This is a genomic window from Siphonobacter sp. SORGH_AS_0500, assembly GCF_031453245.1.
In the GTDB taxonomy this organism is placed as follows: Bacteria; Bacteroidota; Bacteroidia; order Cytophagales; family Spirosomataceae; genus Siphonobacter.
On record NZ_JAVIYT010000001.1, the window covers coordinates 1,068,122 to 1,093,869 of the forward strand.

21 protein-coding genes and 1 pseudogene are annotated in these 25,748 nt (G+C 45.1%); 15 read left to right on the plus strand and 7 right to left on the minus strand.

Translation table 11 applies throughout. From position 1 onward, the window contains the following. Positions 1–71 precede the first annotated feature (71 nt). The 5 genes and pseudogenes from QE357_RS04510 (at position 72) to QE357_RS04530 (ending at position 3,937) form a co-directional block, all read left to right on the plus strand. Complete coding sequence (locus QE357_RS04510) at positions 72–1,142, plus strand: histidine kinase (protein ID WP_309706164.1); 1,071 nt, start codon at positions 72–74, stop codon at positions 1,140–1,142. Continuing rightward, positions 1,139–1,822 carry a LytTR family DNA-binding domain-containing protein gene (locus tag QE357_RS04515; RefSeq protein WP_309706166.1) on the plus strand — a complete coding sequence of 228 codons (684 nt, stop codon included), beginning with the start codon at positions 1,139–1,141 and terminating at the stop codon, positions 1,820–1,822. Before QE357_RS04510 ends, QE357_RS04515 begins: the two co-directional genes overlap by 4 nt. Positions 1,823–1,928: 106 nt before the next feature. Beyond that, a pseudogene (locus QE357_RS04520) lies at positions 1,929–2,664 on the plus strand (intradiol ring-cleavage dioxygenase). Positions 2,665–2,733: 69 nt separating this feature from the next. Continuing rightward, complete coding sequence (locus QE357_RS04525; RefSeq protein ID WP_309706168.1) at positions 2,734–3,243, plus strand: hypothetical protein; 510 nt, start codon at positions 2,734–2,736, stop codon at positions 3,241–3,243. Next, positions 3,233–3,937, plus strand: coding sequence for a pirin family protein (locus tag QE357_RS04530; protein ID WP_309706171.1), 705 nt, complete (start codon positions 3,233–3,235; stop codon positions 3,935–3,937). Before QE357_RS04525 ends, QE357_RS04530 begins: the two co-directional genes overlap by 11 nt. Here QE357_RS04530 and QE357_RS04535 read toward each other — a convergent pair. Then, positions 3,934–5,118 carry an acyltransferase family protein gene (locus tag QE357_RS04535; RefSeq protein WP_409050227.1) on the minus strand — a complete coding sequence of 395 codons (1,185 nt, stop codon included), beginning with the start codon at positions 5,116–5,118 and terminating at the stop codon, positions 3,934–3,936. The two genes, QE357_RS04530 and QE357_RS04535, sit on opposite strands and share 4 nt — an antisense overlap. A 728-nt stretch (positions 5,119–5,846) precedes the next feature. After that, a complete protein-coding gene (locus QE357_RS04540; protein WP_309706174.1) occupies positions 5,847–9,179 on the minus strand; it encodes a PDZ domain-containing protein in 3,333 nt (1,110 codons plus the stop codon). A gap of 214 nt (positions 9,180–9,393) precedes the next feature. On the opposite strand from QE357_RS04540, the gene QE357_RS04545 reads away from it, so the two are divergent. From QE357_RS04545 to QE357_RS04560, 4 genes are all read left to right on the plus strand, one after another. Continuing rightward, positions 9,394–10,272: a bestrophin family ion channel gene (locus QE357_RS04545; RefSeq protein WP_309706176.1), complete on the plus strand. Its 879-nt coding sequence runs from the start codon at positions 9,394–9,396 to the stop codon at positions 10,270–10,272. A 214-nt stretch (positions 10,273–10,486) separates the two neighbouring features. Then, positions 10,487–11,701, plus strand: a complete 1,215-nt coding sequence (locus tag QE357_RS04550; protein ID WP_106638348.1) for a pyridoxal phosphate-dependent aminotransferase — start codon at positions 10,487–10,489, stop codon at positions 11,699–11,701. Positions 11,702–11,822: 121 nt separating this feature from the next. Continuing rightward, entirely contained in the window at positions 11,823–12,425 is a 603-nt protein-coding gene (locus QE357_RS04555) for a phospholipid scramblase-related protein (protein ID WP_106638347.1), read from the plus strand. A gap of 96 nt (positions 12,426–12,521) precedes the next feature. Then, positions 12,522–13,019 (plus strand): hypothetical protein, encoded by a 498-nt coding sequence (locus tag QE357_RS04560; RefSeq protein WP_309706179.1) that lies wholly within the window; start codon positions 12,522–12,524, stop codon positions 13,017–13,019. 6 nt (positions 13,020–13,025) lie between these two features. On the opposite strand, the gene QE357_RS04565 is transcribed toward QE357_RS04560, so the two are convergent. The 4 genes from QE357_RS04565 to QE357_RS04580 form a co-directional block, all read right to left on the minus strand. Then, complete coding sequence (locus QE357_RS04565) at positions 13,026–13,451, minus strand: EamA family transporter (RefSeq protein WP_106638345.1); 426 nt, start codon at positions 13,449–13,451, stop codon at positions 13,026–13,028. A 54-nt stretch (positions 13,452–13,505) separates the two neighbouring features. Then, positions 13,506–14,594 (minus strand): mechanosensitive ion channel family protein, encoded by a 1,089-nt coding sequence (locus QE357_RS04570; protein WP_106638344.1) that lies wholly within the window; start codon positions 14,592–14,594, stop codon positions 13,506–13,508. Between the two features lie 92 nt (positions 14,595–14,686). Then, positions 14,687–16,039, minus strand: a complete 1,353-nt coding sequence (locus QE357_RS04575) for a M24 family metallopeptidase (RefSeq protein WP_307142179.1) — start codon at positions 16,037–16,039, stop codon at positions 14,687–14,689. A gap of 401 nt (positions 16,040–16,440) precedes the next feature. Next, entirely contained in the window at positions 16,441–17,727 is a 1,287-nt protein-coding gene (locus QE357_RS04580; RefSeq protein ID WP_309706185.1) for an MFS transporter, read from the minus strand. A 249-nt stretch (positions 17,728–17,976) separates the two neighbouring features. On the opposite strand from QE357_RS04580, the gene QE357_RS04585 reads away from it, so the two are divergent. The 4 genes from QE357_RS04585 (at position 17,977) to QE357_RS04600 (ending at position 21,188) form a co-directional block, all read left to right on the plus strand. After that, positions 17,977–18,282 (plus strand): putative quinol monooxygenase, encoded by a 306-nt coding sequence (locus QE357_RS04585; RefSeq protein WP_106638341.1) that lies wholly within the window; start codon positions 17,977–17,979, stop codon positions 18,280–18,282. A gap of 7 nt (positions 18,283–18,289) precedes the next feature. Then, positions 18,290–18,811, plus strand: a complete 522-nt coding sequence (locus tag QE357_RS04590; protein ID WP_309706187.1) for a DUF1697 domain-containing protein — start codon at positions 18,290–18,292, stop codon at positions 18,809–18,811. A gap of 92 nt (positions 18,812–18,903) precedes the next feature. Then, positions 18,904–19,869, plus strand: coding sequence for a YafY family protein (locus tag QE357_RS04595; RefSeq protein ID WP_309706189.1), 966 nt, complete (start codon positions 18,904–18,906; stop codon positions 19,867–19,869). A 143-nt stretch (positions 19,870–20,012) separates the two neighbouring features. Next, entirely contained in the window at positions 20,013–21,188 is a 1,176-nt protein-coding gene (locus tag QE357_RS04600) for a L,D-transpeptidase family protein (protein WP_309706191.1), read from the plus strand. Here QE357_RS04600 and QE357_RS04605 read toward each other — a convergent pair. Further along, positions 21,158–21,940: a murein L,D-transpeptidase catalytic domain family protein gene (locus QE357_RS04605; protein ID WP_309706193.1), complete on the minus strand. Its 783-nt coding sequence runs from the start codon at positions 21,938–21,940 to the stop codon at positions 21,158–21,160. The two genes, QE357_RS04600 and QE357_RS04605, sit on opposite strands and share 31 nt — an antisense overlap. A 500-nt stretch (positions 21,941–22,440) precedes the next feature. Between QE357_RS04605 and QE357_RS04610 the strand changes: the two genes are divergently transcribed. Continuing rightward, entirely contained in the window at positions 22,441–23,361 is a 921-nt protein-coding gene (locus tag QE357_RS04610) for a TIM barrel protein (protein WP_309706194.1), read from the plus strand. Between the two features lie 989 nt (positions 23,362–24,350). Continuing rightward, on the plus strand, positions 24,351–25,625 hold the full coding sequence (locus QE357_RS04615; protein WP_309706196.1) for a DNA polymerase IV: 1,275 nt from the start codon (positions 24,351–24,353) through the stop codon (positions 25,623–25,625). Positions 25,626–25,748: the final 123 nt, after the last annotated feature.

The window sequence follows — 25,748 nt, forward strand, 5'->3', positions numbered from 1 at the left end:
ACCGTACAGATTTTTGCTTTGGAATTCACTTTTGTAGTTTCAGCATCAGAAATACAATCCGAAACAAAGGCATGAAAAAAAGTATCTATCGAACGCTGGGACTGGTAATCGCCGGCGTAGCATTTTTCATTCTGCCTTACGTTTTTTCGCCGTATGGTTTTCCTGAGTTATTACAACTAGGCACCAATCCACACGAGCGGAGTAACCTGATTTCAACGGTATTAATTGTTGCCTTTTTTTACCTGAGTTACTTCGTCCTGATTCCCCGTTTTTTCTTTCCGAAGAAATACGTAGTCTTTGCGGGCCTCTCATTCATGGCTTTTTTATGCATTGTTGGAACATTCCCCAGGGAAGATTTTAAACGGGAGCGACCCCGCCAGGAGGAATTCTCGCGGTCCTGGGTTATGCCGTCAGGGGAGGAAAAGAACTTGCCTCCACCGCAGGAATTTTGGGAAAAACCACCGCTGGATTTTGCCCTGAGTCAGAAGTTATTCATGTTTTTGCTGGCCCTTTTTCTATCCTTGTCGCTTCGCATTAACGACCGCTGGCAGCAATCCGAGCAGGATCGTCTGCAGACGGAGTTATCGTACCTGAAAGCTCAAATAAACCCTCATTTTCTCTTTAATACCCTCAACAGTATTTATTCGCTGGCGATCGAAAAATCAGATGCTACCGCTGATGCCATTGTACAGTTATCGTCTTTCATGCGGTACGTGATTCGCGATGCTCAGAATGATCTGGTTCCGCTGAAAAAGGAACTGGATTATATTGAGCAGTACGTGGCTCTTCAGAAAATCCGGCTGGATGATACCGTGCAGCTACAGTATAGCAATCAGGGACAAGCGTCTCAGCAAAAAATTGCTCCGTTGCTACTGATTTCATTCATTGAAAATGCGTTTAAATACGGAGTAAACCCGGAAGGAAGATCGGAAATAATCATTCGGGTAAGGGTGGACGAACACCAGTTACGGTTGTTCGTTTTTAACCAGAAAGTACGCCTTGTACCCTCCGACGAAAATGCTGGTGGGATTGGGTTACGAAATACCAAAGCCCGCTTGGAATTACTCTATCCAGATCGCCATGACCTGCACATTCAGGATACCGAGAACACTTTTACGATTGAACTAACCCTAAAGTTATGAAAGCGATTGCCATTGATGATGAACCGCCCGCCCTTCGCATTATTACCCATTTTTGCAGTAAGGGGGCAGAAGTGGAGCTTTTGAAGACGTTCACCAGCACCGCCGAAGCATTGCAATTTTTGCAGGAAAATCCGGTCGATCTGCTCTTTCTGGACATTAATATGCCCGCCATTTCCGGGATTGATTTCTACCGAACTTTACCCGAAAAATGCATGGTTATTTTTACAACGGCTTACGCGGAATACGCCGTGGAGGGTTTTAATCTTCAGGCCGTCGATTATCTATTGAAACCCTTTACGGCTGAACGTTTTCAGCAGGCGGTTACCAAAGCCAGCGAGTATTATCGCTTTCTGAATCAATCGGAACCTTCGCGTTACCTCTACATTCGGGCTGATTACAGCGTACATAAAATTGATGTTTCAGATATTCTATTCATCGAAGGACTGGACGATTACCTGAAAATTCATCTAAAGCAAAGTAAGCCCATCGTCGCCCGACTGACCATGAAAAGCCTGATGCAGCAATTACCCGATGATGAATTCATCCGAGTTCACCGCTCGTTCATTGTACCTTTTTCCAGGATTGAATCGGTGCGGAATAAGATCATTGTACTCGGCAATGAAGAGATTCCGATTGGAGCCAGTTACGAAGCTGACTTCCAGAAACGCTTCCGCAACTAGTCATTTACCGAGACATTTCGGGTGTTTACCTCAAAGCTCCAAAGGCTTGCAACGTTGCCCGGTAGTTGAACGTATTATTCACTGAACTACTCACCATAAGCAAACGATGGAACGTAAAGATTTTTTAAAACGAGGTTTTACCGCTTTAGGCCTGATGGCTGTTGCTCCACTAACTGGCTCCTGCAAAAAAGATACCGAAAGTACAACCCCTGATACCGATTCAGGATCAGGTTCGGGTAGTGGTACCAGTACGGGCAGTTGTACTTCCACGCCTTCGGAAACGGAAGGCCCTTTCCCTACGAAATCACCCAGCTCGCTGGTTACCAATGACATTCGTTCCGACCGTACGGGTTTACCTTTCACGATCAAGATTACCATTCAGAACAAAAATAACAGTTGTGCCGCCCTGGCCGGAGCTTTAGTAGACATCTGGCACTGCGATGCCGACGGTAACTATTCCGAATACGGGGGGACGCAGATGCAATCAACCAATTATGCTTCGGTACATTTCTTACGTGGTCGCCAGACGACGGATACTGCGGGCTTTGGTCACCTTTACGTCAATCTTTCCCGGTTGGTATTCCGGTCGGGCTACGCACATTCATGTGCACATTTATAACGCCAGCGGCAAGTCGTTATTAGTAACTCAGATCGCCTTCCCCGAGGATGTTACCAACACGATTTATACCACCGCAACCAATTATTATAAAAAAGGAAAGCAGGACACTACCAACGCCAGAGATAATGTATTCTCGGATTCGGTTTCTCTGGAGCTGGGTACCTTGACGGGCAGTATTGCTGAGGGGTATGTTATTACTCATACCATTGTGGTAAGTGCCTAAATTTACAGGAAGGTCTGGATAGACGGTATCTAGACTTTTACATAGCGACTAGAGATGTGGACCACACGTATGATACGATTAGGTTATCGGAAGGTGATTAATGCGGCTTCGGACAAGGCCTGGGATCGGCAGGTTTTTGAAGATACTCATCGGGAGTTTTTCATGCAGGCTCAGTTTTACGATCAGCAAGGTAAGTATCAAACCTTTGCTGAGTTAGTAACCCACATTCCGCAGGCCGATCGCCTGCATTCCCTGGTGAGCACGGCAGCGGTTGGGTATATCCGGCAGTTAAAAGGCCTGATTCCCGATGTGAGTAATGCGTATGGAAAGCGGTGTCTTCCCTTTCAAAACTTTCGTTTTGAGATCATTCATTCGCACATGCAGCGAAAAGAAGAGCACGCCGTTGCGATTTACTTTTATACCGAACCGCTCACATGGATTGATACCGTTGGCCCCAACCTGCTTATTGCCTATGAAGATAGTCGGGAAGCGTTGAGGAAGGGCGAGGAGGTCGAAACGGATTTAATCCCATTGCAACCCTTTTTAACTATTCATTCGATTGAAGCTCATGAGTGCTAAGGTAATGAATGATTCCTCCGAGGCTAGAATTTACCTATCTGGTCAGCGAGGGTATTCCGGACTGGACTGGTTCAGAAGTTTGCACACGTTTAATTTCGGCACCTATCAGGCGGAAGGCCGCATGCCTTTTGGAGTCTTGCAGGTGCTGAATGATGATACACTGGCCGCAGAAGCGACGCTGGGTATGCACGTAGAACAGGGCACGGAAGTGATGATTATTCCCCTGTCCGGCGGTTTACAATATCGGTTGGCCGATGGTAGAAAAGGGTTCGCTTCGCCGGGCGAAATCCTGCACCTGTCCACGCAGGCCGGAAGTTATGAAATCACGAATCCTTACCCGGATACGCTGATTAATTTCCTGCAAATCTGGATTAAGAATCCAAAAGCTGAAGAGCGATTGGTCATTGAAAAGATTGACCTCACAGAAAGGAATACATTCTTACCTCTACAAAAGCCAGCGAATGTCAGTAACTATCGGGCCTTTATCGGTAAGTACGATGGACGTATGCAGTCGGAGTATCAAATCACTCAGCTGGGGGCCGGTGTCTTTGTTTTCGTCATTGAAGGAGCGTTTGAAGTGCAGGATCGCCTGCTCGAGAGTCGGGATGGCTTATCACTGAAGCATGGCCGGAAAGTAGAATTTGAAGCTCTTTCCAGCCATGCCCTTTTATTAGTGATCGAAATAGAAGATTAAATCCGTATGAAGATTTTCTTTCGGTATAGGTAATACAAAATGAGCCAGTAGCCCGCCAAAACAAAAATACCCTTGGTTAAAGGCTCGTAAACTTCCCCGAAAATTAAAAAGACGGAAGGCCCTAAGTGAGTCTGGAAGGTGTCGGCGATGAAGGGCTCCAAGAGATGAGCGATGACGTAAGCGGCAATGGAATTCATGCCAATGACGACAAAAAAGGTAGCCCAGCTTCGAAACTTCAGCATATCTACAACGTAATAAAATCCGGCGAGTAAAAGAAAGCACCAGCCTCCGCTGAACAAAACCCAGGAGGGAGTCCAGATGCGTTTGACAGACGGACAAATCCCGGTGATGGTAAATAGCCATCCTAGTCCTAAACCCGCAATACCCATAAAAATAAATCTTCGCATTAAGAGTTCTCCGGGTAACCCTGCTTTTAGCCATTTTCCCGCCTGTAGGCCCAGAATCATAGTCGCTAGAGTAGGAATGAAACTCAGCGTTGCGTAACCGCCTTGATTGAAAAGAAAGGGCTTTTCACGAGGGAAAAGATTCAGAAACCAGGTATCGAAAGCCCAGGCCAGGTTCGTATTTTTATTAAAATGGGCAGCCCATCCCGTGAAATGACAAGGCCAGTCGGCGGGGACACCAACGGTTTGGGGATCAATAGCTGGAACGGGAAAAAGCAGGAAAGCCAGCCAGTACAAAAAGGGTATTATGAATAAGGCTTTCCAGGCTTGTCGCTTGGGCTGATTGGCTAAGAGGAAAAGAAAAGGGTAACCCAAGCCAATTTGGGTTAAGGTATCTTCAAAAGTAAAGTTAGTCTGACTACGTCCGACGGAACGCAGAAAAATACCTAATAGGACCAGAATCAGCGAACGTTGAATGGTATGTCGGAGCTGAAGCCGATATGATTGCTGTTTGGCCTGCCGACTAGCTAACGAATAGGGCAGAGCTACACCCACCAGAAAAGTAAAAGACGGCTGGATCAAATCGTGTAAGGTGCAACCCAGCCATTCTGCATGGCTTTGGTGATGAGCTAAAAAAGCCCAGAACGTACTTTGGGGAAAGGCTTCAGAAATCTGGGAAAACTGTAATACTTCGGCCATCATCAGAAACATCACAAAGCCCCGATAGACGTCCATAGAAATCAGTCGCTCCGACTGAAAATCAGCAGTAGTTCGCACTGGTAAAATAGATTAATGGTAGAGGTAGGAAGCAAGATACTAGGAATGAGTGAAAATAACCAAAAATGATAGATTAAAGAAAATCACATTTAATATAAGATAAAGGATATTATTTGAATACTAAACCTAAGTCTCGCTCTATTCTGTAAGTAAAAGGAGAAAAGTCTAATTAAAAAGAAAACCATTATTCATGTGAATAATGGTTTGTCAGATAACCGCCAGTAATGAACATCGTTTTACTTGAATGACGAATCAATACAAGTAGGTTGGAGTAAACGATGTTAGGTATTGTGCTTTATAAACAGGCTCTAAAGAGCTGATTGTTCGAATGATAAATTGGCCGCAAAGATCATAAATTAAATGCTAAGTATGCATTAATCGCACACCATTTTTGTTGAAGGTACGCTCTGAAAATAAAAATATAGTCATTATAAATGATATTTTTACAAGTGTATATGTTTAGTAATTCGTTGACTATCAATAATTTAAATCTATTAATAATTGTACGTATTTTATTTTTAATCCGTATTTAATTTTTTAAAAAAAAGAAAACCTTTAGTAAATAGCTCTAATTAAATACGAGTCAGAATAGGTAGGCTTTAATCGCTACTTAATACTAAAATTACAATAACATTTGTTAGTATAATTACCGGTTATATGAGGATAATTAATCAAAAAAGAGTTCGCCTTTTGGACGAACTCTTTTTTGATAATTTAAATAATCTAATCTAGTTATTAGCACGCGTGTCTGGTTGTGGAGCAGTCTCCAGACGCTTCACTGGATTCTTTTTCAACTGATCCAGTATGGTTTCAATGGCTTTATTCAGTTGCGGATCTTTCCCATTTTGGGTGTCTTTGGGTGCCATTTCTACTTCAATGTCAGGAGCTACCCCGATGTTTTCAACCTCCCATTTGCCATCGGGTGTAAAGATGCCGAAGCTGGGGGAAGTCACTGATCCTCCGTCAATTAAAGAAGGATACCCGGAAATACCGACCAGTCCTCCCCAGGTTCTTTTACCAATAATAGTACCTAAATTCCGGCGGCGGAAGAAGTTGGGTAAAGCATCCCCTCCCGAACCTGCGTACTCATTGACAATCATTACTTTAGGTCCATAAATAGAAGCGGCAGGAGAGGAGAACGGACGGCCTTCGCGGCTACCCCAATAACTAAGCAGGGGTCGATTAAGCATATCAATGATGTAATCGGCTACGAAGCCACCCCCGTTGAAGCGTTCATCGATGATGACAGCATCTTTGTCAAGTTGACTGTAGTAATACCGATTGAAGAACTCATAGCCGTCTCCGCCCGTGTTAGGTAAGTAGACGTACGCTACTTTTCCGTTGGTGGCCGCATCTACCTTTTTGCGATTTTCTTCCACCCAATTCATCTGCCGAAGCCCTATTTCATTAGAAATCGGCACGACGGTTACTTTCCGGGCTCCGGTTTCGGATGGTTTAGTATTAACCGTTAAGACTACCTGCTTACCTACAAGGTTTTCGAAGAAACTGTATACGTTATCCGTGGCTCTTAAAGGTCGACCATTGACGGCAATTAAGTATTCTCCCGTTTTAACGTTTACGCCGGGTTGAGTTAAAGGAGCCTTCAGGTTGGGGTTCCAGTTTTCGCCGTTGTAAACTTTCTTAAAGCGATAAAAACCATTATCCGTTTCGTAGTCAGCCCCTAACAGACCTATCTGAATAGGTTTTACTTCGGGAAAATCACCGCCTGAAACGTAGTTATGGCCCACAACCATTTCACCCATCATTTCAGCAATAACATAATTCAGGTCTGAGCGATGTGAAACGTATGGAAGAAATTTGGCGTATTTTTCTTTTACGGCCTTCCAGTCGGCTCCGTGCATGTTGGGCACGTAGAAGTAATCCCGCTCGATTCGCCAGAATTCATCGATCATCTGTTTCCACTCGTGCTTGGGATTAATCTGGGCCTGAAGGTTCGTTACTTCAATTTTACCATCGCCGGGGTTCGCTTTACCGCCAACGTCAACAATACCGATGTTCGAGCTCCCTCCAAAGTACAACAGCTTTTTGCCATCGGCACTGAGGGTATAATTTCCTATTCCGGGCAGGAAAGGTTCAGTTTTACGCTCTTTGAGGTCAAACCGATGCAGAGCCGGACTGGTAATCGCGTCACCATAATTGACGTAGAATAGCTTACCACCGTCTGCTACGGCCAGATTACCGAGAGCAGCCGACGGAATAGGGAGTGCCAGAATGCGTTGGCCAATGCCCTCCAGATCCACGACGATCTTCGGCGTCGCGTCATCTTTCTTGGACTCATCCTTCTTGGGTTCGTCTTTCTTGTCTTCGGACTTCTTACTAGCTTTTTTGTCGTCTTTCTTATCGGACTTCTTCTCGTCTGCTTTCTTCTCATCATTCGCTTTTTCCGAGTCAGAACCTTTCTCTTCGTCCGATTCGGGAGCGAATGGGGAAGGATCTTTCGCATTCAATACTACTACGTATATACTGCTCGTTACCCGGCGGTCGTACGCACTCATGTCCAGGCCGCTCACGGTCGTTGCCGTATTGGTGCTGGCGGTAAAGAACAGATATTTGCCATCGCGACTAAAGGCCGGATTATTGACGTCGCTTTTTCCATCCGTGATGGCCGTACGGTTACCCGTCGCCACTTCGTAGAGGAAGATCGTATTGAAATAGTTTTTCTGTTTTTCAGAGAAGACGATCCATTTACTGTCGGGTGAGAAATGTCCCTCCAGGCTGTTACTGGGGCCATAGGTATCGGTAGCGACTTTTACGGGTTTTTTCGCCGATAAATCCATGTACCAGAGATTTAATTTTTTATCCTGATACAGAATCTTTTTACCATCGGGAGAAAACTCATCAAGTCGGTAAAAGGAAGGATCGCCGAGCGAAATAACTTCGGGCTCTTTCTCGCCTTTCTGATCCACCAGATACAGCTGATACTCACCGGAAGCGTCAGAAACGTAAGCAATTTTGTCTCCTTTGGGTGACCAGATTGGATTTCGTTCATGGGAGCCATCCGCATGAGTCAGGTTACGCCAATCGCCTTTTTTGGCGGGAACGGTGTAAATATCGCCGCGAGCTTCCAGAGCAACCCGAACGCCACTGGGTGACAGACTCGCACTACGAATCATGCTGGATACGTTCTTCCAGGTGGGGCGTAAGGCCAGAATTTCGGGAGAAATACTAACAGGGATGGCTGTCGCTTTGCCCGAAGCGGGTTCGAGGGTGTGGAGGCGACCGGCGTATTCGAACACTAATTCCGAGCCATTGCCCGTCAGTGTTTTGACGTCGTAATCGGTATAGTTGGTAACCTGACGAACCTGTTTCGTAGAACGATCAAACTCGAAGACGTTCATGATCCGGTTTCGATCCGACAGGAAATAGATCTTCGAACCAATCCAGACGGGTTGCACATCTGAGGCATTCACGTGCGGAATAATTTCCGATTCCAGCGTTTTCAAATCCACGAGCCGAATGGGCGTTGTCATTCCCCCGCGATACCGCTTCCAAGTATTAAAGGCATCGGAAATGGTGGTATAAGCCAGCGTTTTGCCGTCGGGCGAATAACTGCCCCAGTTACCCGTCATGATGAAGGGTAATTGCTGAGGTAGCTCACCATTTAGCGAAACCGTAAATAACTTGGCATAACGGGGCGTCATGGACTCCCCCGTGGACGTAAACAGCAAATGTTTCCCATCGGGTGACCAGCCTCGTACGATGTCCGCACTGGGATGCCAGGTAATACGCTTAGGTTCGCCGCCGTTAATGGAGATGGTGTATACGTCAACGTTACCATCGTAATTTGCGGTGAAGGCAATGGTCTGGCCGTCGGGCGAAAACAAAGGGCCCGTTTCCGTTCCGGGAGCAATGGTCAATCGACGGGGCTGTGACCCGTCCCGATTCGCAATCCAGAGATCACCCCCATAAGTAAAGGCAATGTGCGTTTTTGATAAGGTGGGCTGCCGTAATAGCAAGGTTTCAGGGGGAGTCTGGGCACGCAGAGCCGGGCTTTGAGCCAGCAGCAAAGCTCCCAGAGCAGTCAATAATAGATGCCGCATGTACAAAGGAGTTGATGTCGTATATGATAAGATGCAAGTTATAGCCGAAAGATTAGATTTGATGCGGGTTATCCGTTTTTGGTTGGTGTCGATTATGAACGGTTACTAAACCAGAACCATTCGTATGTTTAGGTGCTTGAATGATTTTTTACAACGATTATTACGTCCCTCCTTACAACTAATCACTTACGAAACAACAACCAACAACAAAATCATGGTTGAGTATAATACCAAAGACTGGTTCAAGGCCGTTTTTCGGATTCATAAAGCCGAAACGATCAATCGGCTCGCTCCCCTGTTAGGTGCAATGACCGTTTACACAACGATTGTTGCCGTCGTTGTCCTTGAGTTCTGGAAACCCGGACCTAATTATCACTTGCAAAGCATCGCCACTGTGCAGTCTTTACTGGGCTTTGTAATGTCATTGTTACTCGTCTTTCGGACTAATTCGGCTTATGATCGCTGGTGGGAAGGACGAAAACTTTGGGGCTCACTAGTCAATAACTCCCGCAATCTGGCCATTAAGCTAGCCCACATTATTCCTGCTACCAATGAAGAAGACCGGGCTTTCTTTCGCTACATGATTCCTAATTACGCCTTTACTTTAAAAAATCATTTAAGAGGGTATTTTCTTGCCGAAGAATTGAAAGAAGCTCCCGGTTTTCGGACGACGGATTTGAAGCAGGAAAATCATTTACCGAACCAGATGGCGATGCGAATTTTCGGAAAAATGGATGAGTTATACCAGAAAGGAATCATTCGGCCTGAACATTTGCTGGTACTGAACCCCGAGTTTCAGTCCTTTACTGATATTTGCGGAGCCTGCGAGCGAATCAAGAAAACGCCGATTCCTTTTTCTTATAGTCTGTTCCTCAAGAAGTTTATATCCATTTACTGCCTTTCGCTGCCTTTTGGTTACGTAGTTTCCCTGCATTACTCCGTGATCCCGATGGTGCTGTTCATTTTCTACGTATTAACCAGTCTGGAGGAAATCGCGGAGGAAATTGAAGATCCTTTCGGAAAGGATTATAATGATTTACCCACGGACGATATTTCCAATGGAATTCGGAAGGCTGTCGAAGAATTATTATAAAGCGGGTCCTCGTAAATCTGGGCTGGAAATGGCTCCATTTTTTTTCATATCTTTAAGAAAGACAGCGTTTTATTAACGCTTTGGTAAATAATTAATTTCTTTATTAAAAATCAGCCAGTCCTTCGTTTAATCTTGTTTTGAAAACACGTACCTTTGCCGCCGATTTAGCCTTACGGCAATTACCGATCAATTAATCACAAATTCATTTATTCAAATGGCAGTGGCAGAACAGGAAGTGAGACTAGCCGACCGTATCAACGCGTTGGAAGAGTCGTCGACGTTGGGCATGACGAAAAAAGCCCGCGAACTGGCCGCCCAAGGACACAAGGTGATTAGCCTTTCCGTTGGGGAGCCCGATTTTAAAACCCCGCAACACATTTGCGAAGCCGCCAAGAAAGCCATCGATGATGGTTTCCACGGTTATTCACCCGTTGCTGGCTATCCCGACTTACGGAAGGCCATTGCCGATAAGTTGAAGCGTGATAATAATATTGATTGGAAACCTGAAAATATCGTAGTGTCTACGGGTGCTAAACACTCGCTGGCTAATGTATTACAGGTGCTGGTAAACCCCGGTGACGAAGTAGTAATTTTCGCTCCTTACTGGGTTAGTTACTCTGAAATGGTAAAGCTCGCCGAAGGAACTTCAGTGGTTCTTGATGGTGCTTTTGATAATAACTTCAAAGTTACGGCGGAGCAATTCGAAGCAGCCATTACGCCCCAAACGAAGGTAGTAATGTTTGCCTCTCCCAATAACCCTACGGGTTCCGTTTATTCAGAAGCGGAATTACGGGCGATTGGCGACGTAGTGGCTCGTCATGAAAACGTGTTCGTGGTAGCAGATGAAATCTACGAATACATCAATTTCACGGCTGAAGGTCACTTCAGCATCGGTTCGATTCCTGAAATTAAGGATCGGGTGATTACCGTGAACGGTGTAGCGAAAGGCCATGCCATGACCGGCTGGCGGATTGGTTTCATCGGAGCCGCCAAATGGATTGCCGATGGTGTTGAAAAATTACAGGGTCAGGTAACTTCGGGTACAAACTCTATCGCTCAGAAAGCAGCCGTAGCGGCTTTCAACGGTCCTCTGGACGATGCTAAGAAAATGAAAGAAGCGTATCAGCGTCGCCGTGAACTGGTGGTAGGTAAGCTGAAAGAAATTCCCGGCTTCAAAGTAAACGTACCCGACGGAGCATTCTATGCTTTCCCCGACATCAGTGCTTACTTCGGTAAGTCTGACGGTACGACGACTATTCATAACTCAGACGATTTCTGCAACTGGTTACTCGATCAGGCTCACGTTGCTACGGTAGCGGGCTCTGGTTTCGGTGCCCCTAACTGTATGCGGATTTCTACCGCTGCTGCTGACGAGCAACTGGCTGAAGCTTGTGATCGTATCAAAGCCGCAGTAGCTAAACTGAGCTAAGTTTTTTGGATTTTATTGCCTGTTTGTTAAGACCTGTGAGGGAAACCTTGCAGGTCTTTTTACATTATCTTCAGATAATTTGAGTATACTTGGGCTTTACTTTTACCTTAAACCATTTGCTATGAACGTACCCAAGTATCCTCAATTCTTCGACTACAACGAATTTGTTATTGACGAAAAAATAGGCCTTTTTAAATTCTCTAATGCTTACAAAGTCTTTAATAGGGAAGGCGAAGAAATTGGCTTAATTCAGCAGAGAGTTTCTGGGTTCCACAAAGCCTTAAGGGTCATTGGTGATCTGAAAAAGATGATGCCCTTTACCCTGGAAATTCTGGATACAAATGGGATGGTTCAAGCTACCATTAGTCGGGGATGGACGCTGTTCCTGTCTAAAATTAGTATTACTGATTCGAATGGGGTAACTATTGGTTCAATTAAGCAGAAGTTCAAACTATTCAAGCCCCGATTTATTATTACAGATCAAGATGACCAGACCATTGCCGAAATAAACGGCGACTGGAAAGCCTGGGATTTCACTATCACCGACGCCCATGCCATGCCCATTGGAAGCATTTCCAAAAAATGGAACGGGGCGATGCGAGAAATCTTTACTTCAGCCGATAAATACGTAGTTTCTATCGAAGAGTCGGTAGCAGAAGATACCCGTAAGATCGCCATTGTTTCTACTGCGATTACCATTGATATGGTTCTGAAAGAGCGTTAAATTTTTCGAAGAAAAGGAGGCCGGATATTTAGATGGACCGTTTCTTTTTTCAAGTAATAAAGTATTACCTTCAGTTATCACTATAAGCTTACCGCCATGAAAAAGTTAACGCACTTGCTAGTCTTTGCAACCCTGCTGGCTTGTAATAAAGACCCTGAACCTGAAAAAGAAGAAACCCCTAAAAAGATTTACTTCACGGGCATTACCGAATCGAACGATGTCGGCATTATTGCGAGGAGAGATACTACGGATTGGCGATTTAACGACACCTGGGTTGAACAGGAAGCTAAATTATTCCCAACCGCGGGGGAAGCCTCCTGTACGCAGGCTCACAATCACAACATTTTTGCCTTTCCCAATCCCAATAAAGGCCTGATTAAGCTAAACATTACGAAGCTTCAGGCCACGCAGGTGCAAATACGCCTGGTTGATAAAGAATTTAAGGTAATTCTGTCGCGGGATAGTATTCCGAATGGGATCAATATTTTTGATCTGACCGCCTCGGCTCCTAAAGATACCTTACGACTTTATTATAAATTCATTGACGGAAGCTGTGTCTATAAAGGCCACGGAGACATTCTGGTTAACGAATAAAGTTGGTTACGATTGCCGGGCCGTAGCGATCATGACGCCACCAATGGCCATCAGAATGGCTCCGGCAATCACCACCCAATTGATCTTTTCTTTCAGAAAGATAATCCCTAAAATCAGAGCCAGCAGAAAGGACAGATTCGTGATAGGGGAAACCTGACCCGCATCGCCTAGCTTTAAAGCTCGAAAGCTCAGCAGGGAAGAAAAGCAGGTAAGAATGCCGGCAGCAATGAGGAACACCCAGCTTTTGCGTTCAATTCGCGTAACCTCAACCAGATTGCCCTGCCAGGCTACTACGCTCCAGGCTACAATAATGATGAGGATCGATTGTACAGCGAAAGCCACGCTGGAGTCGACGTTCTTAATGCCAACTTTAGAAAGCACAACGACACAAGCAGCCGACAAGGCAGCCAGAAGAGCAAAAACAATCCACATACGTTTAGAGAAGAAGCTGAGCCTGCTTTACTCTAAAAGGATGTTCCAAGAGTTCTAGGGAATAAAACCTTCTGGCTTATTGGTTTCCAGACTAATCCGCGTTCTGGATAGGCTTTCCGGGTAGTTATTCTGAATGTAAGTAATGAGATGCTCCCGAATGTAACAGCGTAAATCAAAGGCATCGCCCGAATTCCGACAGCTCATCAGGCAGCGAATCTGCATGCTGGTTTCGGTGAAATCAGTTACCTGCACTACGTCTACTTTTCCGTCCCATAAGGCATTTGTTCGTAACAATCGGCTGTGTTCCGCCCGAACGGCAGCAACCGGAAGTGTGTAATCGGTGTAAATGAAAACGGTACCCAGAATTTCAGCCGTTGTGCGGGTCCAGTTCTGAAAGGGCTTTTCAATGAAATAGGTAATCGGTAAAATCAACCGGCGTTTGTCCCAGATGTTAACCACTACATAGGTGAGGGTAATATCTTCCACTTTTCCCCATTCTCCCTCTACAATAACTACATCGTCAATTCGAATGGGTTGGGTGAAGGCAATCTGAAAGCCGGCCAGTAAGTTACCGAGCGACTTCTGAGCAGCAAAGCCGATGATAATCCCGCCAATGCCAACGCCCGTTAATAGCCCGGCTCCAATTTTACGCATACTTTCGAAGTTGAGCAAAATCGCCGAGCCCGCCAGAATAATAATCAGGGAAATGACAAATTTTCGGATGAACTGAATCTGTGTTCGAAGTTTCCGCTCCTTGAGGTTATCAATTTTATTGTAGTCAAACAGATGGTATAAATAATCTTCAACGACCCGGACTACTTTGATTAAGATGATGGTAAAGCAAAGGATAATACTGATTTCCAGAATCCGGTTAATGACAAATCGGGTTCCTTTTTCCAGGTGCATTAATGGAAATAAGGTATTGAAAACCAGAATAGGAATAAAGTAAATCAGAATCGATTTAAAGTGCCGGATCGAAGAACGGAAGACGGAATAAGGTAACTCCTTCGCCGTTAATTTCTTAATGACGGGCACGACCAGATACTTTACGATAACGCCGATTAAGATGGAAAATGCAATCACGCATAAGTTCCACGCATAATCGGGCATTTGATGGGAAAGGTTTTGTAAGAAACTATTCATGAATAGATCTATATACGTAGGGACGCGATGGGTCGCGTCTTTGGGTGAAAATACTTTTACGATTAACCCTGTAGACGCGACCTGCCGCGTCTCTACCGGACGGATTCAGATTTTCGGGGAATCATGAAGATGTTCCGCTGACGACCGTCGATGTACCTGAACCCATTCTCATCATAATAACCATCTTCTTCCAGCATAATCCGAACAGACTTGTTCCACTCTTTAATCGGCACCGATACATTTAACTCAATGGAATAGGCCGTTTGTTTAAAAAGTGGATAATCGCCCGTGCCTTTCACCGACTTCTGGTTATCCCACATCCCGATGGCTGGTCCGGCGGCGTGCCCGTGAAAACCAATGGGGTGCGAATAAATACTGGCAGTTATACCTTCCTGAGTAGCCTGTTGCAAAGCTTCCGCCAAAATTTCATTCCCGGTTTTACCCGTCTTAAATCGTTCCGTTAGGATATCCTGTAATCGATTTCCTTTTTGGAAGGCTTTCTGGAGGTAATCCGGCACTTCTTTTTCGCCGGGTTTTAGAATATACGCGTGTTGTTGCTGGTCGGTGTTGAGGCGTAAATAGGTAATGCCAAAATCTACGTGTAATAAATCGCCGGGCAGGATGACCTGCGTTCCGGGACGTTTGGAGAAGGTGCGTAAATGATCAAACTTTGCTTCATCCGCCCGCTGAATGTCCACGGTGGGATGAAACCAGGTGTCCAGCCCGAGGTCAGTCACTCGCTGCCGTAAATACCAGACGACATCTTCTGTCGTGGTTACACCCGGCTGAATCACTTTTTCCGAAAAAGCTTCGTCAATGATCTGGTGTGAAAGACGACAAATCAGGGGATACATCACCATTTCCTTTTCCGAACGCGTCTCCAGCCAGCGAACGGCCAGCCGCTCGGCAGACTGAATGCGGGCATGAAAAGTTTGAGGTAACTTCTTCATGAACTCGCCCTGTTCGGTATACGTCAAGCCGTCGGCGTGGCCGTAAGTGGTAGAATAATTCAGAGCTATTTTCTTCGGATTTTTCTCCTGAATAACCTTGACTAACGCTTCCCACTGATCAGGATTGGCACTCAAATCCCATTCGCCCTTGAGTAAGGTGCCGACATCATAACGGGCAATGGCGAGTTTGTCCAGTGGTTTGTCTTTTCCCGGATCATAAAAAACCATAATCGTACGACGGCGGGCGGCAATCCAGGTGCTGGGTAACATGGTTCGCATAACCGGATCTTCATTGTATTCCCGCGAGATGATTACCCACATGTCAACACCTTCTTCCCGCATCAATCGGGGTAGTAAACGTTCAAAACGGTCTTCCAGAATTTCATCAACGGTAGCAGCACGGGCTCGTTCATTAAGAACGACGGGAAGAGTTTGGGCACCGACAGTAACGAATCCCCAAAAGAAAAAAAGGACAGATAATAAAGTTTTAATCATGGTTATAAGGAAGAGAGTTTTGGTTGTTTAGGGTTTTGTAAATAATGTAGAGACGCGACTTTATCGCGTCTGGGTAGAGATGGCTTTGGTGCTAATTTAAAATAATTTTCCGCCGTGGCTGGTGTCTTCACCAGCATTACTAAGCCTAATGGTTGGTGAAGACACCAACCAGGGCGGAAGTTTTGAGTTGACTACCTAACGATCAGGGATCACAAACGTGAAAAAGCAATGCAAGTAAGGTAGAGATGCGATTCATCGCGTCTGGGTAGAGGCGGTTTTTATTGATGATTCAAAATGAGTTACGTGTTCCAACAAAGGCGATACTTATTACTAGCCAATTATTTTCACCTCCGGCTAGACGCGATGAAGTCGCGTCTCTACAAAAAGATGAATTCCAATAGCTAGGCGTCTTCCTTCAGTTTTGAAGTATCCCGCGTATCTTTCATAAATACATACACCAGCAGCGAAATGAAAATAGCTCCGGTAATGTACCAGTAAAAATAAGGTTCGTGCCCTACTTTTTTCAGATCCAGAGCGATGTATTCAGCCGTGCCACCGAAGATGGCTACGGTCAGGGCGTACGGTAAGCCTACTCCCAGAGCCCGAACTTCGGCGGGAAATAACTCGGCCTTCACTACGGCATTAATGCTGGTATAACCACTTACAATAAGGAGGGCGATGAGTAAGAGTACAAAGGCTTCCCATTGGCCAGTAGCGTGGCTGAGTGCCGTTAACAAAGGAACCGTGGCGAGTGTACCAGCGATACCAAAACCCAGCAGTAAGGGCCGCCTGCCAATGCGATCAGACAGTAACCCAAAGAGCGGTTGCAACAGTGCGAAAATCAGTAGAGACAAAAACGAAATCAGGGTCGACTGGCCCTTCGTCAGATGAACCGTATTAACCAGAAACTTCTGCATATAAGTCGTGTACGTATAAAACGCGAGGGTACCGCCCATCGTTAACCCGATCACCGTGAAAACGGCTTTAGGATGCCGTAATAACTCCCGGATGCTTCCTTTTTCTTTCTTTGTTACTGTTTTTTCGAAAGCGTGGGTTTCATGCAAATGCTGGCGGAGGTATAAGGCCACGACTGAAAGTAGAGCTCCAATCACAAATGGAATTCGCCAGCCCCAGTCGTGAATTTGCTCTTCGGTTAATAACAGCTTCTGTAAAATCAATTGAACGCCTAAAGCCATGAGTTGCCCGCCGATGAGGGTAACGTATTGAAAGCTGGAATAAAAGCCCCGACGATCGGCAGTGGCCATTTCGCTGAGATAGGTGGCCGAAACGCCGTATTCTCCGCCCACGCTAATGCCCTGTAATAAGCGAGCGACCAGTAATATCGCCGGAGCTGCCAGGCCAATGGTGTGATAGGTTGGGGTTGCGGCGATAAGTAATGAACCCAGTGACATGAGTAATACGGAAAAGGTCATGGATTTTTTGCGGCCAATCTTATCAGCGATGGTACCAAAAAGCCAGCCGCCGAGCGGTCGCATGAGAAAACCGATGGCAAAGATTCCGGCAGTGTTGAGTAATTGGGCTGTAGGATCTGCGGATGGAAAAAAGGCCGAGGAGAAATACAGAGCAAAGGCCGAATAGGTGTACCAATCGTACCATTCCACCAGATTTCCGACGGAACCTCCAAGAATTGCCTTAAGCCGTCTTGTAGAAATAGAGGTTGATTCCATGATGAAAGATAGGATTAGTAAAACATCGCTTAAATAAACCGATTTCTATCGGAAGATTACGAGGCAGGAGCGATAAAAGCAGGGTTTAACCAGAAAAGTGAAAAGCCCGTTGCCAGGCTAAACAGAAAAGTTGAAAGTTAATCATCACAAGAATTGCAGAGATTCTAAATTCTGGCACAGAATATTTGTTATTCGCTTATTTCTTAGTTCTTTGTAAAGCACAATTTAATGACATTTAACAAGAAGATCATGGTAAACGTAGCATTACTGGTTCGCCTGGAAGCGAAGCCCGGAAAAGAGCAGGAAGTAGCAGATTTTATTCAAGCCGCCTTACATCTGGCCGAAGAAGAAACGGAAACTATTAGCTGGTACGCCATTCAGATTTCACCCACAACGTTCGGTATTTTTGATACGTTCCCGCACGAAAAAGGCCGTCAGGCTCACCTTTCGGGTGAGATCGCCGAAGCACTCTTAGCGAATGCTCCACACTTGCTGGCAGGCCCCCCGATCATCGAGCAGGTAAATGTATTAGCTTCTAAAATGCCTCACGCCTAAGGACTCGATGCCATTATTTGCTTCGTTACTTCGGGGAATTAATGTCAGCGGACATAAAAAAATTCCGATGGCTGGTTTAAAGACTTTATACGAAGAGTTAGGCTTCACAAACGTGAAAACTTACATTCAAAGTGGTAATGTCGTTTTTGAAACCGAGCAGGAAGATCAAGTACTTATTCAACAGAAGATTGAGCGTACCATTGAAGCTACTTATGGGTTTGACGTAACGGTTTTCATTCGAACTGCGGCTGAGTTACAACAAGTCATAAACAATAATCCGTTTGAAACCACTGAAGCAGTGTACGTCACGTTTTTGGCAGAAAAGCCCTCTCCCGAAAGGTGGACTAATTTACATTCGTTAGACCTGGGAACGGAGCAGTTGGTGTTGAAGAATAAAGATATTTTCCTTCAATTCCCTGACGGCTATGGTAGAGCCAAACTGAGTAATTCTTTTTTGGAAAGTAAACTCAAAGTAAAAGCCACTACTCGAAACTGGCGAACGATTAATGAGATTCTAAATCTATTTTAGAGGAAAACATACCCTAATGGCTGGCATCTTCGCCAGCCATTAGTAGTTTAGGGGTAGGGATGAACAAGCCCTGATTTAACCATCTGCCTGCCATGAACCGTATTGACCGAGTAACCGCTATTTTAATTCAGTTGCAATCCCGAAAGGTGGTGAAAGCTCAGGACATTGCCGATCGTTTTGGGATTAGTCTGCGAACGGTTTATCGGGATATCAATACGCTTTGCGAAGCAGGAGTGCCGATTATTGGCGAAGCGGGCGTGGGATATTCCATCATGGAAGGGTATCGGCTGCCACCGGTGATGTTTACCCGCGAAGAGGCAACGGCATTTTTGACGGCTGAAAAACTCATTGAGAAGCTAACCGACAATTCCATCCGGGAGAGTTATCAGTCGGCGATGTATAAGGTGAGATCGGTCTTACGAAGTTCGGAGAAGAGTTTGCTTGAGCACATAGAGAACCGCATCGAAATCCGGCAGAAACCATTACCGCCCGGTTTGGCAAATGCAAAACATGCGTTTCTGCATCCCATTCTTCAAAGTATTTCAGAGAAACGAAGCCTTCAGGTTCAGTATAAGGCTTTTAATAAAGAGCAGTCTACCGATCGCCTGATCGAACCCATCGGGATTTTTTATGCCTATGATTGCTGGCATGTGGTGGCATATTGCCATCTTCGGTTAGAATACCGTGACTTCCGGGTCGATCGTATTCGTAATTTACACCTTACCGCCATTCCCTTTAGCCGGGAACACCCCTTATTGAAAGAATATCTCCAGCAAAATGCTTCCAATCGCAAGCTTCAGACGGTAGTTATTGAGGTAGAAAAGACGATGATGAGATACCTGGAAACGCAGAAATACGAATACGGTTTCGTGGATCAGACAGAAGTAGGCGATTACGTCGAAATGACTTTTTTTACGGCCTGGCCCGAAGCTATTCTTCGCTGGTTTATACTCTATGCCGAGCACGGGCGGATTATCAGTCCTGAAGCGTTAATTGAGCAGTTTCGGGAGAAAATTACGCGTTTGTATCAGAGTGTCGCTTTGCCCGTCACGGTTTAACTAAAAAGACAATTGGGGAATATTGTACACATATTATTAAAGAAGGATGTTAATTAACTAATTGATAATCAGCAATAATGTTCAGGCTGGATTTTAGCATAACTATTTGATAATAAATAGCAATAAACTTTAGTTACAAAGCTATGAACAGACCACTGCGATACCTAATACCTATACTTCTTTGCATTAGTTTAATAACCTCCTGTAAAAAGAAATACGAAAAAGCTTCTGAACGAACCGACGAGGCATTGAAGCAGGAGTTGAATGAAGAGGAAGTTCGTGCAAAGCTGGTGGAATATGCTCAGAAAAACGGTATTGAAACGGAGACTTTCACCGATCCAGAAGCTTCTGGATTTGCCTTACTCTCTGAAATCGGTTTTGGACATAAGCCCAAGTATATGAAGTACGTTGAGAAAGTACAACCCATTGATTCGGCTGCGGTACGAATGGCGGGTTGGAGTATCGTACAGGGTGTGGACGTAGCCGATGCTATGAAGCAGTTGGAGCCGAACTATCCAGCGTATGACCGACTGAAACAGGAATATACTCGCTTGCTGACAGAAAATAAATCAGATAGTGCTCAGTGGGTAGCCGAATCGCTTAACGCGTATCGATGGATTCATCGGCAGGCGAAAAAATCATCTCGCTTGGTATTGGTTAACATTCGGGGAGCCTATCTGGTAGGAATGGATTCGTCGGGCAAGGTAGATTTAAAAATGCGGGTTGTGGCTGGTAAGAAAGACAAGGCCACGCCGGGCATGGATACCTACGCTACGCAGATCATTACGCATCCGTACTGGAACGTGCCCCGTAGCATTGCCGTAAAGGAGATGTTGCCCAAAATTCAGAATAATACAGGCTTTCTGGAAGCAAATAATATCGAGGTAATTGACTCGAAAGGCAATCGCATTGATCCCGAAGATGTGGACTGGGCGGCTCTTTCGGTAAATAAATTTCCGTATCGATTACGCCAGGATACTGGAGCAGATAATTCGCTGGGGTTATTAAAAGTAGAACTGAAAAATCCGCTGGCGATTTACCTGCATGATACCAACGCCCGTTACCTGTTTGCAAAAAATGAACGCTGGCGGAGCCATGGTTGTGTGCGGGTGCAACGACCTACAGATCTGGCTAACTTCATGGCAGGAGAGAAATTGCTTGAGAATGATTCTCTGGAAGAAAATGGAGCCTATTCTCTCCCGCCAGAGTCGCATGCTTTGCCTCAAAAAGTACCCGTATTTCTGCTATACTTAGGAGCAGACATTGACGAGAATGGCAAGCTAGTGTATTATAAAGACGTATACGGCTGGGATGCCTGATTTGCTAACTGATCAGGCTTGTGAGCGGGGGAACCTGAAAACCCAGCTAACAGGTCTGATTTTTTTAAATACGTCTCATCGGGTGAGTACAGAAACAACCCTGAGCCGCCTTTTAGGAGATTAATCAGGATTTTGTGATCGGCATAGGAAACGGCCGGACAACCCTGGCTGCGACCTAAACGACCCGTTTGTTTGATAAAAGATTCACTCACGTAATCAGCTCCGTGCATAACAATTGCACGATTATAAACCTGATCGTTAATTCCCTTTTCCAAACCTTCGAGTTTGAGAGAAAGGCCGTGTTTTCCCTGATAAGTACCTAAAGTCCGGTAAAACCCAAGGCTGGACTGATAGGACGAATTGGCATTGGAAAAATGAGTAGCGAATTCCTGACCGGAATTTCTTCCGTGAGCTACGTAAGTGTTATAAATTACTTTCTTTTTCAGTAAATCAATCACGTACAAGCGTTTGTTACGTGATGATTGGCTGAAATCAGCAATGGCAATAATGGGTTGTTGTAGTTTCATCCGCTGGAAGCCATACCAGGCATAATGAAATGCTTCGGAGGATAAGCCAAGGGTATTAAGGCCCAAGCTATCATACAAACTTACCCATTCCTGATCGGGACTAACGACGATGGTCTTTGAGAGGGGGATTTCTTTTTTCTCGTTAAAAGTAAAGCGATTAATAAATCCAAGTGAGAAGACAAAAACCAGGGTCGAAGCGACCAGAATCGCTAGTGACTTGTTCATTTAGTGTTCGTTTGGTTGGTGAAAAAACGTACTAATCGAATAAAAGCTCTAGTGGAGAAGGCAGTTGAAAAATACTGACATTATTAAGAAACGGCAAATCTTTTGCTTAAGTTCCTAAGGATTGAATAGTTTTTGTAGAAGCATCAATCTTATCCTCAGTTCTTCTCAAAGCTCGATGTTTACACAATCTGGCCATTTTTGACCCAAAAATGGGGAAAATCTGACTTAGATAAAACATCTTTCATATACGATCTGACTGGTCTAATTAGTTTGCGTAACGTCTGAATTTTTTAATAATTCTTTTTGTGAAAGGGTATTTTGGGGAAGGCCTGTTGGGGCCTTTTCTAAAACGGATCATTATTCATGGACTAGCTAAAGTTTTTGAAGGCCATTTGGAGTATAAGTAATTAAAAATTTACTATACCTTACGACAGAATTTCCCGATGGCAGTCTGAAAATCTGGCCGTTCAGCTTGAATATAATACCTCTAAATTCATCACATGTTACGTCGTACGTTAGTTAAAAACCTCTCTGCTGCTGCTGGCATTGCCATGCTTGGTGGTATAAAGACCTCCGCAGCCACACCACCTGCTCACACTTTTAAGCTCAGATATGCTCCTCACTTTGGAATGTTTGAAAACCTGGCCGGAAAGGACATTTTCAAGCAATTACAGTTCATGGCTGATCAGGGTTTCAAAGCTTTGGAAGACAATGGCATGACGGGCCGCCCGGAGGCTGAGCAAACCAAAATCGGTGACATGCTGACGAAGTTGGGCATGGAAATGGGGGTATTTGTTTTGCATAAAGGTGGAAATGGGGCTAATACGCTGGCGGCAGGCAAGAAAGAGCACGTAGACATTTTCCTGAAAGGTTGCCAAAACGCAATTGAGGTTTCTAAACGTTGTAAAACTAAATATACGACGGTGGTTCCCGGTGACTTTCAACGTAACTTACCCATTGGTATTCAGACTGGTAACGTTATTGATGCCCTGCGTCGCGGAGCGGAAATGCTGGAACCACACGGCCTGATTATGGTATTGGAGCCTCTGAGCGATACGCCTGATTTATACCTCCGCACTTCCGATCAGACTTATGAAATCTGCCGGGCGGTGAATAGTCCTTCCTGTAAAATTCTGTTTGACATTTACCACATGCAGAAAAACGAGGGGAATATCATTCCGCACATCGACTGGGCCTGGGACGAAATTGCTTACTTCCAGATGGGGGATAACCCCGGCCGGAACGAACCCGGTTCAGGAGAAATTAATTACCAGAATGTTTTCAAGCATATCTACAAGAAGATGAAAGAAACCAATCGCGATTTCATCTTCGGTATGGAACACGGCATTTCCTTTCGCGGCGTGGAAGGCGAGAAAAAGTTAATTGAAGCTTACAAACAGGCCGATAGTTTTCAGATTTAATCAGGGTGTTGACCGGGTACTATCCAGACCCGGTCTAGATGGACCGGTCCCATCCGTATTACCCCGGGTTAGCACCCGGGGCTATTCGTATGGAACCCCTCCGGGGTTTAAAGTATGTGGTGGCCTGCCGTTGCCAGCTTTTTCGCTGGCAACATGAGTTACTAGCGGGAGTCACTCCTCAGATTATTATCTAATTTAGGTCTATCCGCAATACCCCGGGTTACACCCGGGGCTATTCGTATTGAACCCCTCCGGGGTTTAAAGTATATGGCGGTCCTACCGTTGACAGCTTTTTCGCTGGCAACATGAGTTACTAGCGGGAGTCACTCCTCAAATTATTATCTAATTTAGGTTTATCCGCAATACCCCGGGCTACACCCGGGGCTATTCGTATTGAACCCCTCCGGGGTTATAGTGTGTAGTGGCCCTGCCGTTGCCAGCTTTTTTGCTGGCAATAGGAGTTACTTACATGAGTCACCTCTATAAGTTAATATCTATCATTTACACAGACTGGGGTCGGTCTATGTTAAATCTCAATGGAATCATTAGTAAAACTGTGATTAATGGATTGATGCAGTGCTACAGTTAAACTCCAGTGATTTAGTAACTTCCTGCCAATGGCTCATGTTGCCAGCGAAAAAGCTGGCAACGGCGAGGCCACTACACACTATAACCCCAGAGGGGTTCCAATACGAATAGCCCGGATGAAATCCGGGGTTACATAATGGATAGACCCGGTCTGGATGGGCCCGGTCTGGACGGACTCGATTACTAACTCAGGATACTATTCAAGTCTGTAAAAACAAAAGATAGTCAGCGAAATACAAGAAGCACACGAACACTACTAATGCTCAAATGTTCAATGAAACAAGACAAAATATATAAAATGAATATAATTTTTAATCAATAGATATTTTAATGCTCTTAATTGTCTTTATAATTTAATCAAAAAGCTTGTTTTCTTGCTCAGAAAGTATTGATTTTGAATTATGAACGAATTCAGAGTTCCTCCGGGAGCAGCGGTACTTTTTGTAGACATGAACAGCTTCTTCGCTAGTTGCGAGCAGCAGGATAACTATTACCTACGGGGCAGACCCGTAGCAGTATGCGTATATCCAAGTCAGTTTGGCTGTGTGATAGCTCCGTCTATCGAAGCCAAGAAGAAAGGTATCAAACTCGGAATGCGTCTGAATGAAGCCATGCGAATATGCCCGGATTTGGTGCCACTTCCTACCAACCCGGAAAAGTATCGGGATTATCATACCAAAATCATAGAAATTCTAAAACGATTTTCGGATCAGGTCATTCCGCGAAGCATTGATGAAGCCGTCGTCATTCTTACCAATCATCGGCTGATCTATCATGATCTGGAGAAAGTTGCCTCTGCTATTAAAAAGGCCATCAAACAGGAAGTAGGCGATTACCTCCAATGCTCCATCGGCATTGCCCCCAATGCATTTCTGGCTAAGCTGGGGTCTGATCTGATTAAACCCAATGGGTTAACTGTCATTACACCCGATAACATTGATTTGATTCTAAGCCAATTGGAGTTAGTAGATTTGCCGGGTATTGCCACAGGGATGGCCCGTCGGCTTCAGCATTCCGGTATTGATTCTCCGCTAAAATTGCGTTATGCCGATCCTGAATTTCTGCGTGCGGCCTGTCGGAGCATCATTGGGTGGCACTGGCACTTGCGACTCAATTTTTACGAAATAGACACCGAATACACGCCCGCGTACAAAAGTATGCAGGCCATGCGGCACCTGTCGCGGAGTCAAAGGCAATTCCCGGAAGTATTGGAAGAAATCCTCTTTATGCTCTGTCAGACGCTGGAACGACGCATGGTCAAACAGAATGTATTCTGCAAAACGGCCTTCTTTTGGGCGAAATACGAAGAGGGAAGGACGTATAGCGACGAAATGCTGTTTCAAATGCCCATTCAGGACGGAGTAGCCTTATTCAATCTGATTCTGAAACGGGCGGCTACCAAGGCCCAGTGGCAGCATTCCTCCGAATCTATACTTAATTCAGGGTTAGTTTTAATCGGCGTAGGCGTTCGGCATTTTATACCGGATCAGTTGGTGCAGTATCAAATTTTTGAAGACAATGTTCGGAAGGATAAACTTCGAAAAGTGTATTATGAATTACGGGATAAACACGGAAGCAGAAAAATAATGCGGGCCGCAGAAGTAAGCGATGACCCCCCAGTGAAGGATGTCATCGGATTTGGTTCCGTGAAGGATATGTACAGTCAGAATGTATAATCCGCGAAGTATCGTAAGCACCCACTGACTCGTCTTGCATAGATTTAGTAGAGCCTCTGAAATTTGCTGAAAGCGGGTAATCCCTGAAAATCCTGTTATACCTTTGAGAAAAGTAACGGGCTG